Source organism: Algoriphagus antarcticus (assembly GCF_002150685.1).
In the GTDB taxonomy this organism is placed as follows: domain Bacteria; phylum Bacteroidota; class Bacteroidia; order Cytophagales; family Cyclobacteriaceae; genus Algoriphagus; species Algoriphagus antarcticus.
Genome location: NZ_MSSW01000010.1, coordinates 26268 through 38424 on the forward strand (window position 1 = coordinate 26268; position 12157 = coordinate 38424).

The 12157-nt window shown below is 40.5% G+C and carries 8 protein-coding genes; 4 read left to right on the forward strand and 4 right to left on the reverse strand.

Features of this window, described 5'->3' with window-relative positions:
- Together BVH04_RS06115 and BVH04_RS06120 are read right to left on the reverse strand one after the other, a co-directional pair.
- Positions 1-2028 (reverse strand): thioredoxin domain-containing protein, encoded by a 2028-nt coding sequence (locus BVH04_RS06115; protein ID WP_086540522.1) that lies wholly within the window; start codon positions 2026-2028, stop codon positions 1-3.
- A gap of 194 nt (positions 2029-2222) precedes the next feature.
- Positions 2223-3200 (reverse strand): GSCFA domain-containing protein, encoded by a 978-nt coding sequence (locus tag BVH04_RS06120; protein ID WP_086540523.1) that lies wholly within the window; start codon positions 3198-3200, stop codon positions 2223-2225.
- A 436-nt stretch (positions 3201-3636) separates the two neighbouring features.
- Here BVH04_RS06120 and BVH04_RS06125 point away from each other — a divergent pair, with 436 nt between their 5' ends.
- Together BVH04_RS06125 and BVH04_RS06130 are read left to right on the forward strand one after the other, a co-directional pair.
- Positions 3637-4131: an RNA polymerase sigma factor gene (locus tag BVH04_RS06125; protein ID WP_086540524.1), complete on the forward strand. Its 495-nt coding sequence runs from the start codon at positions 3637-3639 to the stop codon at positions 4129-4131.
- 3 nt (positions 4132-4134) lie between these two features.
- Positions 4135-4728: a hypothetical protein gene (locus BVH04_RS06130; RefSeq protein WP_086540527.1), complete on the forward strand. Its 594-nt coding sequence runs from the start codon at positions 4135-4137 to the stop codon at positions 4726-4728.
- A 48-nt stretch (positions 4729-4776) separates the two neighbouring features.
- Here the strand turns inward: BVH04_RS06130 and BVH04_RS06135 are convergent, their stop codons facing one another.
- Both BVH04_RS06135 and BVH04_RS06140 read right to left on the reverse strand, forming a co-directional pair.
- A complete protein-coding gene (locus tag BVH04_RS06135; protein ID WP_086540529.1) occupies positions 4777-5517 on the reverse strand; it encodes a DUF1835 domain-containing protein in 741 nt (246 codons plus the stop codon).
- 1 nt (position 5518) lies between these two features.
- Positions 5519-5935: a DUF1801 domain-containing protein gene (locus BVH04_RS06140; protein WP_086540531.1), complete on the reverse strand. Its 417-nt coding sequence runs from the start codon at positions 5933-5935 to the stop codon at positions 5519-5521.
- Between the two features lie 201 nt (positions 5936-6136).
- On the opposite strand from BVH04_RS06140, the gene BVH04_RS06145 reads away from it, so the two are divergent.
- Together BVH04_RS06145 and BVH04_RS06150 are read left to right on the forward strand one after the other, a co-directional pair.
- Positions 6137-8572 carry a S9 family peptidase gene (locus tag BVH04_RS06145; RefSeq protein WP_086540532.1) on the forward strand — a complete coding sequence of 812 codons (2436 nt, stop codon included), beginning with the start codon at positions 6137-6139 and terminating at the stop codon, positions 8570-8572.
- A gap of 428 nt (positions 8573-9000) precedes the next feature.
- On the forward strand, positions 9001-12153 hold the full coding sequence (locus BVH04_RS06150; RefSeq protein WP_086540534.1) for a SusC/RagA family TonB-linked outer membrane protein: 3153 nt from the start codon (positions 9001-9003) through the stop codon (positions 12151-12153).
- Positions 12154-12157 lie beyond the last annotated feature (4 nt).

Consider the following 12157-nt stretch of genomic DNA (forward strand, 5'->3'; position numbering starts at 1 on the left):
TCAGGCTAAATAAGGAAGTTGAGAAATTGCCTCTTCACGGGTACTTACCGGTTTGCGGCAAGTATGATTAAAGCATACATAAATTAATGCATTTCCATCTGGATCGGGCGTCTTGTCGGCAAGAATTGCGGCATTTTCTGTCAAACTTTCTGAGAATGCTATTATGGAATTGGGCGTGTATTTTTGCTGAAATTCAATCGATTTTAGAGATGCACCATTTCCAACTATAGCGATTTCCGCTGTGGGAACGAGTTTTTCCAGAAATAGGCTAGCCCAGTTACATAAGAAGCCTGGCTCTTTTAGGATCAGTTCTTTCATGCCTCCAAGCATTTTGGAAGCGATATCCGAGTACTTCTCCTCATAAGTAAAAAGCGAAAGTCGATGTAGATTTCTTGCCATCAAGGAATTGGAGGCAGGGATTACATTGTCAAAAAGCTCTTTTTTATTTGCTATTAATTTCTCTGCATTTGGATTGTTGAAAAAGAAAAAACCGTCGCTTTCATCATAAAACTGCGCAATGCAGAAATCAGTCATGGAGCGAGCAAAGTCAAGCCATCGTGCATCTCCAGTTGCTTCAAAAGCCATCATGGACGCTCGGATCACGGCAGCATAATCCTCTAAAAATCCGGGCGTATATGCCTTGCCGTTTTTGTAAGCTCGATGCAGCACACCATTTACCAATAATTTTTCCTGTAAAAATTCCAGGTTTTTGATTGCTAGATCCAGCATGCTTTTTTTGCCAGTAGCATAGAAGGACTGAATCAATCCAGCACTCATCAAGCCATTCCACCCACTGAGTACCTTATCGTCTTTACCTGGATAAATGCGTTGATTTCTTACTTCCAAAAGCTGTGCTTTCACATTCTTCAATTTGATCTGCATCTCATCCAAGCTCATCCCATATTCTTCAGCTATTTGGGCATTACTTTCAGTTTGAAAAAGGATATTTACTCCATCTTCCCAGTTTCCAGTTGGCTTTAGATTGTAGAGTTTGCTGAACCATGGCAATTCATCTGCAATCAATTCTTTCAATTCCTCATACTTCCACACGTAGAATTTGCCTTCCACACCTTCCGAATCAGCATCCTGGGCTGCATGAAAACCACCTTCACCATTTAGCATTTCTGCTTCTAGCCAAGCTACTGTTTCAGTTACTTTTTCTTTGAAAAAAGAGTCTCCACTCACTTGAAAAGCTTTTGCATAAAGCTCAAGTAATTGCCCGTTGTCATAAAGCATCTTTTCAAAGTGCGGAGCAAACCATTCTCCATCTACCGAATAGCGAGCAAATCCACCTCTCAACTGATCGTAAATCCCGCCCATTCCTATTTTGCGAAGAGTGAAAAGTACTTGATTGACTAACTTCTCATCTCGACGAAGCAAGGCAAAGTCTAGCAAGAAACTCCAAATCGTAGGCATGGGGAATTTTGGAACCCGGTTCATTCCACCCCATTCAGGATCAAGTTGAGTTGTTATTTTAGTGACTATTTCTGCGAGCTCATCTGGATCGAGTTCTTGGTCGCCTGCCGAAATTCCGTATTTCTCAGTTTCCTTTCTATTGAGACTAGTGCCAAATCCTTCTGCACTTTCAGCCAACTGATCTTCGTGTTTTTCAAAAGCATCAGCGATGTTTGATAAAAGCCCTTTCCATTGCTGATTTGGGAAATAAGTACCGCCGTAGAATGGCTTTTGATTGGGCATCAAGAATACATTCAATGGCCAGCCGCCTTGCAATCCCATCGCCTGTACTGCATCCATGTAGATATTGTCGATGTCTGGACGCTCTTCTCGGTCGATTTTGATGCAGATAAAATGTGCATTCATGAGTTCGGCTGTAGCTTCATCTTCGAAACTTTCCCGCTCCATCACATGACACCAGTGGCAGGCTGAATAGCCTATAGAAACCAGAATCGGCTTGTTTTCGATTTTCGATTTTTCCAATGCTTCAGGACTCCAAGGAAACCAATCCACGGGATTATGGGCGTGTTGAAGTAGGTAAGGGGATTGGGAGTGGACGAGGCGATTGGACATTGATAATTGGGAAATTTAAAATTTAAAATTTTTTGCCTGAACATCTACATAGTAAGAGATGGAATTCGAAGAGTTGGAAGGTGGTAAGGTTCTCAGACGGCATACAGAAAGATTTTTTATTCATGAAAATAGTGCGGGGCATAAGATGAGTTTAGCTCTAAGTTGCAGCTCGTAAATCGTATTTCGTAAATAAATCATATATCGAGTTGTTTTTGAATGGTTGTCATCTCATTTGAAAAATCAAATTCTCCATTCAATCGTTCCAGCTTTTGTGAGAGATTGTTGAGGAATCTGCGATGCGCCTCGCTTTTTGGATTAAGCGGGCGGTGGGCTAGCTCTTGATTGATTTTGTGAATCTGACTCGTTTTTTGCTGGGTTTCCTCTGAGAAATTGGAAGCTTGCCATTTTTCCCAGATGTAATTTTCCGCTTCAGCACTAGGATGAATGAGATCTGGCTTGTAAAAGCGATAGTCCCGCAATTCGTCTATAAGTATTTCGTAAGCGGGAAAGTAAGTAATTCTACTATTCCTTATTTCTAACTCATGACAGAGCACCCGGAGGAGACTTTTGCTAAGTTGGTTTTCTGGAATTCCATCCTTTGTATGCCGAACTGGACTGACCGTCAAGATGATTTTCAAATCAGAATAAACTCTTGAGAAATTGTCAAAAAGCGACCAGAGCTTGGTTTTCATTTCTTCCAAACTCAGTAGTCTCTTGGTGAATTTTGCAGCGGGCTGCTTGTGACAATTGGCTACGGTTTCTCCGCTTTCTACCAACTCATACACCCAAGCTGTGCCAAGTGTAAGGATCAAGTGGGTTCCTTTTTCCAAGTATTCTTTACAAAGATTTCTTTGCGCAAGCAGCTTTTGAATCAGCTTTTCTTTCGAGTCTGCCACCAAATCGGAGTGGCTGGTATAGTGAAAGTATAGGCCATCTCTCTCTAGGATTTCTGCTTCATCAAACTGATCTTGAAAGAGTGCCGCTTCTAATAATTTCACTAAAGACGAGGGATTAAATATTGTCCCAAAAGGATTAACCAAGCAATCGAATTTGTGATCTACCATTTTTTGACCTATCGTCTGCGCAAAACAGGAACCCATGCTTAGAACTTTACTTTGATGGGAAATAGGGTAGGGGGATTCCGAAATCGTAAAAGGAGTGAACCACTGCATAACACGAAAATAAGAAATTGCGATGGATTGTTTTTAACCGCGGAGGGCGCAGAGGTTACCGCAGAGATCGCATTGGTTCGATAAGCTTATCAACCGCTGAGAAGTTCGAGCCATTTCTCAGTTGTCCTGCTTCTCCAGCAGCCGTGCTTGTTAAATCGAAGTACTACTCTTTCTTCGCAGTTCAGTCAACACTCTATTCCAGTTCTAGTCTCAGAGAACAGTTCTTTTACATCACTCTTCGCCCCTATTCGTGTCATCGCGGACAGTTATTAAAGTAGGATTTGATTACTTGCTAAAAGTTTTTCAAAAAATCCTCGCTACTGTTCCTGTCGTCACGATCAGTTCTTAACCTGTGATTTTGTTATTTTCTGAAAGTTTTTCAAAAATTCTGTGATTTTTTCCAAAGAACAGAGACTAATAGAGTAAAAGAAACCAAATGAACAAGGAGGAAGAGTTTGTCAATCTTATCCAGAAGAATCAAGGACTGATCTATAAGATCACTACTATCTATGCAAAGGAGAAAGCTGAGCAAGAGGATTTGTATCAAGAGATCGTATTTCAGACTTGGAAGTCATTTGATCATTTCAAAAAAGCCTCCAAACCGAGCACCTGGCTCTATCGCGTGGGGATGAACACGGCAATCACACATATGAATCGCTCCAAGAAGCAACTGCATGTTGTGCCAATTCAGGATGTGAAGATTCAATTTTCTGAATCTGGAGATTCCGAAAAGGAAGAAAAAATTCAACAGCTCTATGCTCAAATCAGAAAGCTGAATCTGCTTGATCGGGGAATTATCTTTCTCTTTTTGGAAGGAAAAAGCTATGAGGAGATTGCAGAAATATCAGGGATCTCAGTTAGCAACGTGGGTACACGGATGTCTAGGATCAAAGCAAAATTAAAATCAGGAATCACTACTCAAACCAGCTAGAATATGGAACTCGATGAAATGAAATCACTTTGGGCAGACCTCAGTTTGCAAGTGGAAAAACAGGATAAAATTCATAAGGAACTTCTAATGGAGATCACAAAACAAAAATTCAGAAATAAACTAAACAGTATCAGAATCCCCGAAATCCTGGGCTCGATGGTTTGCGTAGGCTATGCAATGTATTTGCTCGCTCGGTTTGCAGATTTTGAACTTTGGTACAATCAGGTTTTTGCATTGGTCACTATTTTTATAATGATTGCATTACCTGTTGCTAGTTTAACAGCAATAAAGGGTATGCGGAACTTGCGGCTGGATAAAGAGTCCCCAGCAACGATTTTAAATAAATTCACTAAGAGCAAAATTCGCTTTTGGAATGTTCAACGTTACGGGATGATATTTGGAGCAATAGTGATGCTCACCCTAATACCACCTTTGGCTGAGTTGAATGGTTCCGGTGAAATGATCTCAAACCCTGTCTTCTGGCTGATTTACATCCCTGCGGGTCTTGTTTTTATGTACTTGTTTAGCAGATGGGCATTGAAAAAGTATAAAGGAGTCATAGATTCCTCCGAAAGAATGCTTCGAGATATCGAGTAGCAGAGTAGAAAAAGGAGCTGTTTTGTGCAGCTCCTTATCTCTTATTTTCTATTCTTCTTTTTTTAACTCCTCCCAAAGTCGCCTGACTTGAGAATCTCCATATCCATAAATGGCATACTTGAAATGAAATGCGCGATAGATTTTTCCGAAATCATCTGTTCCCAATTGTGCAGCGATTTCTTTTAATGCAGCTTTTGGCTTGCCTGGGTAATCCCCATGAGGAATGGACTCCTTCCATGCGAGTACTGCTGGGTATAGGAAAGGAAGCTCTGGATTGGTTTGATGCGAAAGGGTCAAAGCTTCAGAGATATCCGGTGCTTGATACAGCTTCCACATATCTGATAAAATATGTCTTTCGTTTGCAGTCAATAATTTTGCATCCCGATAGGCTTGTTCTATTTGTAACTCCTTCATTCCCCCAAAACCTTCAATCAAATCTGTGGTGGGTGTTACTAAGTAAACGTTGCCTCTGTGTTTTTTGAGCAAATGCATCACAAACCACATATTTACCTGACAAAACAAGTCATGCTCAAACCAGAGATAGACTTTCGTCTCTGAAGAAGCAGTCATTATTTTTTCAAAATCAGGAACCACTTTGGTGAAATAACTTTCTTCAGATGCTTCTGGATAACTATTTGAAAGATACTTATCTCGGATCACCCAGAGCTCCTCTATAGAATGAGCTTCTACTGGACCATCGACTAAGCATTCTCGGATAACTGCGATTTCGCCGGGTATGCTGGCTGGAAACGAAGATGCCAGCGAATCACCATTCAAAACATGTAGCATATTATTGGGTTTTAGTTTGGATTAAATTTATGGAAGTGCGGATCATTTCCCTGAAAATCTCTTCATTAACTTCAGACATTTTGCTGATATAAAGGCAACCTTTTGCTTTTTTATGTTTACCAAGTTTTGCTAGAAAAGGTTCTAATTCTGAGTTTTCAAGCATAATATAGATTGATAGCGCTTGTTTTCTGGGTGAGAAACCAACAGGAAACCATTCCATTTCTTTTCCTGAGGGGTATTTATACTTGTATTTCCCAAAACCCACAATATTGTCCCCCCACATAACTGGACTTTCACCGGTTTCTTCTTTGAATAATTGCAAAAGCTTCAATCCATCTGCTTTTCGTATGGGCTGGTCTATAGAATTAATAAAGTCTTCAACAGAAGTATCGTTTGCTTTGGTTTTGATTTCTGACATGGGTTAAGAGTTTGGAGGGTTTTGGTTTTGGGAGAAAAAATACTTGAATTCAAGATTTTTACGTTCACAGGGTTTTTTTCGGTAGAATTTGAAGTAAGAAATCCAAAATCTACGATTCAAACCGTCATTTTGCCATTTATCGCAATCTAAAGTTAATGGCGGAAGGAATTTGGTAAGTTAGACTAACCAAAATATATCATTATGAAAATAAGTGCTACTAAAATTTTTGCTTTAGTTATGTTCCTCGGGTTTTTCTGGACGGAAGTATCGGCTCAAAGCACTTATCAATCTCCTCCCAAATCAATTGCTGACTTGGTGAATGCTCCGAATACACCTTCAGTGAGATTTAGTAAAAATGGTGATTGGATGCTGATGATGGAGAGGGCAGACAATCCAAGTATTGAGATGCTCTCTCAGCCCGAATTGAAGATTGCAGGGATGAGAATAAATCCTGCCACATCTGGACCAAGCCGTGAGATAGGTATTGAAAATATCAAAATCAAGAAAACCCAATCAGGGGAGGAAATTCAGATTACAGGACTACCATCTCAGCCAAGCATGGGGGGAATGAGTCTTTCGCATGATGAGAAATATATGGCATTCACTCAGACAGAAGCTGATGGAATTAGCCTGTGGCTGGTTGATTTGAATACTTACTCAGCCAAAAAACTGACTGATAAAATTGTAAATGATGTCTATGGCAATTCGATTCTATGGACACCAGACAATAAGCTTCTGGTAAAAGCAGTTAATCCCAATCGTGGTGCTATTCCTATAAAACCTTCAGCTCCATCCGGTCCTATTATTCAAGAAACCACCGGAGACGCAGCGCCTAGCAGGACATATCAAGATTTGCTGGAGAATTCATATGATGAAACGCTTTTTGCCTATTTTATGGATTCTCAGTTGATGGAAATTGATTTGGATGGGAACAAAAAACCAATTGGCCCGACTGGAATGATTAAGTCAATGGATCTTTCTCCTGATGGAAGCTATTTGATTGTTGACTTGATCAAGAAGCCATTTTCTTATTTGGTGCCAGCCAGCAGATTTCCATATGATGTAGAAATCTGGTCAAAAGACGGAAAGAAAATAAAAGAGTTGGCACAAATTCCTTTGGATGAAAATAGACCTACAGGTTTTGATGCTACTGTTACCGGGCCACGATATATCAGCTGGAGAGCGGATAAGCCAGCTGTTCTTTATTGGGTAGAAGCGCAAGACGGGGGAGATGCCCGTGTGGAGATGGAAGAGCGCGAGATAGTGTACACCTTGGCAGCGCCTTTTGCAGGAACAAAGCAAAAATTGGCAACTTCCGCTTACAGATTTGCGGGTATAGATTGGTCAGATGATTCATTTGCTATCATGAGCGAGCGCTGGTCGAGTAGCAGAAAAGATATGAGATCTGTTATCAATCCATCCGATCCTTCACAAGCTAAGCAGGTAATCATAGATCGTTCATCTGACGACCTGTACAATGATCCAGGTGATCCAGTACTGGTGGAAAATGAATTTGGTGAAAATGAATTGCTAAGAAAAGGTGACTTAGTATATATGACAAGTCCGGGTGGTTCACCTGAGGGAAATATGCCTTATTTGTCCACTTTTAATATAAAGAATAAAGAAGAAAATATTCTGTGGAGATCACAGGCACCGTATTATGAGCGGGTAGCCAAAGTCTTAAATGATGATGCTTCAGAGTTTATTACAATCAAAGAAAGTACAGATATTCAGCCAAATTATTGGCTGGTAAACACTAAAAAGAGAATAGCTCCTCAACAAATTACCTATTTTGAAAATCCTTATGAGTCCATTAAAGGCATTCAAAAGCAATTGGTTACTTATGAAAGAAATGACGGATTGAATCTCTCGGCAGTGATTTATACTCCTGAGGGTTTTGAACCCGGAAAAGATGCTCCATTACCGGTATTAATGTGGGCGTACCCTAGAGAATACAAATCAAAAGAGGTGGCTTCTCAAGTTAGGGGTTCACAATATGCCTTTACCCGGGTGAGTTCAGGTTCTCCGCTTTTCTGGGTGACTCGAGGCTATGCCATCATGGATAGAACTGAAATGCCGATAGTAGGAGAAGGGGATAAAGAACCAAATGACTATTTCATCGATCAGCTAGTAGCCAATGCCGAGGCAGCAATTGATGAGATTGTAGAGTTGGGAATTGGAGATCGCAATAGAATCGCTGTGGGTGGCCACTCTTATGGAGCTTTCATGACGGCTAATCTACTTTCCCATACCAATCTATTTGCCGCGGGAATTGCAAGAAGTGGGGCGTACAACAGAACTTTGACTCCTTTCGGGTTTCAGTATGAGCAGAGAACCTATTGGGAAGCACCAGAAGTTTACTTCAATATGTCTCCATTCTCCTTTGCACATAAAGTGGAAACTCCAATCCTGTTACTTCACGGACAGGCAGACAATAACTCGGGCACTTTTCCTATTCAATCTGAGCGATACTATAATGCACTCAAAGGACATGGTGCAACTGCAAGATTAGTGTTTCTGCCAAATGAGAGTCATGGTTATGCAGCGAAAGAGTCTATTAACCATATGTTATGGGAAATGGATAACTGGCTGGAGAAATATGTTAAGAATAAAAATGAGCTAGAAAGGGCTAAATAGACTTATTAACAAATAGAAAATACCCTTCTTGATATATGATTCAGGAAGGGTGTTTTTATTCCACATGCTCAATCTTAAGCTTAGTTTTAGCACTTATTTTTTGAACATAATTCCCGATTTAGGGTTGTATTTTTATTTAAACGGCATATCATTTTTATGATTATTGGATTATTTTTAGGACCTATTTGAAAACAATTCATCAATTCATCTTATTACAGGGGTAAATAAACCTGTAAATTCTGAAAAAAAGTGTGAATTATTTAAAAGTATAAAAAAGTAGTTTTACTAAAAAAGTAAGGTAAAAACTTATATTAAGTGCTCACCGTAATTCATGGTATCCTAATAAAAACCTAGATTCGGTAGTAAATAATTTAAGATTAAGCAGCCTCACATGGGGGTTGTTATTTGTGAATAATCAATTAAAACTTATGAAGAAAACATTACTTAGTTTAATCTTTGGGTTACTGGTAAGTGTCTCAGCTTTTGCTCAAAGCAAAACAGTGACAGGGAAGCTAGTTTCAGCCCAAGATCCAGAAGGACTCATAGGAGTCAGCGTTTTGGTAAAGGGTACTACCATAGGAGTAGTATCTGATCTTGACGGTACCTATTCTGTAGAAGTACCAGAGGGTTCCACCACTTTAGTGTTTAGTTACATTGGCTTTCGTTCCCATGAAGAAGTAATCGGGAATAGGTCTGTAGTGGATGTGACTATGGAGGCAGATTTACAGAACCTAGATGAAGTAATCATTACTGCCTATGGTACAGCCGACAAAGGAAACTTTACCGGTGCAGCAGTGGCTATCAAAGCGGATCAAATCGCAAATCGTCCGATTAACAATGTGGCGAATGCACTAGAAGGTCAAGCTGCGGGTGTGATCACCACCTCAGCAAGTGGACAGCCTGGATCTACTCCAGCCGTCCGAATCCGAGGTATTGGTTCGGTGAACTCTTCCAGCTCGCCGCTTTACGTGGTGGATGGAGTTCCTTATGACGCGGCGATTGGAAACTTGAATCCAGATGATATCGAAGACATCACGATTTTGAAAGATGCCTCTTCTGCGGCACTTTACGGGTCTAGAGCTGCCAACGGTGTGATCATGATCACCACTAAAAAAGGAAGAAAAAGTAAGCCAACTTTCAATTTGAAAGTTCAGCAAGGTGTTGCGAGCAGAGCACTTCCTGAGTATGATCGGGTAAATGCAGAGCAATATTATCCATTGACTTGGGAGTCCCTACGAAATGGTAGATTAACACAAGGTGCTGAGCCAGGTGTTGCGAACCAATTCGCAAGTACAAACCTGATTCCTACGCTTGGATACAATGTCTATAATGTCCCAAATGATCAAATAGTAGGTACTGATGGTCTACTGAATCCAAATGCGGTAAACAATTTCGTAGGAACCGATTGGTTTGACGAATTGCAGCGAACAGGTAATAGATCAGAATACAATCTTAGTTATTCCGGTGCTGATGAGACTACTGATTATTATGCTTCATTTGGCTATTTAGACGAAAAGGGCTTTATCCTTAATTCAGATTTTGAAAGATTCTCCGGTCGATTAAATATGAATACCTCTCCAACTAAATGGTTGAAAACCGGAATCAATCTCTCTGCCACACTATCCGAGGGAAATAATGCTAGAGACGGTGGAAGTAACAGCTTTGTGAACCCATTCTTTACGGCAAGGTCGGTAGGACCGATTTATCCTGTATTTGCACAGAATATGCAGACTGGTGGATTTATTCTTGACGAATTTGGAAATCAAATCTATGATACTGGTGACTTGGTGAACTTAGGACTTCCGTTTAGAGGAGCAGGCTCCTTCCCGGGCCGTCACGTGGTTCAAGAAACGATCCTCAATGTTGATTCTTTTGACCGAGACGTAATCAGTGCTAGAGCTTATGCTGAAGTTTCATTCTTGAAGCATTTCACTGCAAGAACAAACATCGCTCAAGATATGACCTCGCTCTTAAACCTTGGCTATGATAATACTATCGTAGGTGATGGTGCACCAGCTGGCAGAACCAGACGAGAGAATATCCGAATCAACAGTTTGACTTTCAATCAGATCGTCTCTTACACCAACACGATAAGAGAGAAGCATTTTATCGACGCTTTGGTGGGACATGAGAATTATGACTTTACCAGAACCGTACAATTTATCTCCAAGCAAGATCAGATTCTAGCAGGAAATATTGAGCCGGACAACTTTGTGACGATCAACTCGGCATCAGGTAGAACTGACAAGGATAAAATTGAGTCGTATTTCTCGAGATTGAATTATGTATATGATGATAAGTATTCGTTTTCTGCTTCTATCCGAACTGACGGTTCTTCCCGATTCTTTGAAGATGTTCGTTGGGGAACATTCTGGTCAGTAGGTGCTGCATGGAATATTGACAAGGAGAATTTCTTTAACTTTGATTTCATCGATATGCTAAAGCTTAGAGCTTCTTATGGTGAGGTAGGTAACAATGCCATCCAAAATTCTGGTGGAGGACAAAGCTATTATCCGTATCAAGCGCTTTATGATTTAGGTTTCAACAATGCTTCCGAACCTGGAATTCTGCAGGCAAGTTTAGCTGCCAGAGATTTGCTTTGGGAGTCAAATAACACCTATGATTTTGGATTGGATTTTGCCTTTGGTAAGCGATTCTCCGGATCAGTAGAGTATTTCTACAGAGATTCTAAGAACTTACTATTTGATGTTCCGCTTTCGTTGACAACTGGTTTGGAAAGCAGATTTCAGAATATTGGTACCATGTCAAACCAAGGTATTGAATTTAGTATTCAAGGGGAGGTTATCCGTACCAACGATTTCACTTGGACTTCCAGCTTGAACATATCTACCTTCAGCAACGAGTTTAAGAAACTTCCATTTGAAGAGCAGATCAACGGAACCAAGAAATTTGTAGTAGGTAGGTCAATCTATGATTTCTGGTTGAGAGACTGGATAGGTGTAGACCCTGAGACTGGTGAAGGACTTTACAGAGCAGAGGAATATGATGCAGATGATGATGCTACCAAGATTGTAGGATCAGATACTTTGACAACCAACTTCCAAAATGCACGGTTCCACTTTGCAGGCCAGTCAATCCCGGATTTCTTTGGTGGTTGGAATAACAGCTTCAGCTACAAAGGTTTTACTTTAAGTGCGCTAGTTTCCTTCTCAGTAGGTGGTGATTTCTACGATGGCATTTATTCCGGCTTGATGTCTGCTGATCCTGATGGAGGGGCTTTGCATACAGATATCTTGAATAGATGGCAAAAGCCAGGTGATATAACGAGTGTACCTAAAATGGATAATATCGCGTCTAATAACACGAACGTAGGCTCAGATCGTTGGCTTACAGATGGTTCTTGGTTAAACTTTAGATCAATTAATTTGAGCTATAATTTTCCTAGAGAACTGCTTCAGAGAACGAAATTACGTGGAGCTTCTGTTTACTTGGCAGGTGAAAACCTTGGCTGGTTATCTTCCAGAAAGGGAATGTTTGTTTCTGAAAGTTTCCAGGGAACTTCCTCTAACACATTTACGCCGGCGCGTACTTTCACGTTAGGTCTAAATGTCAACTTCTAATCTG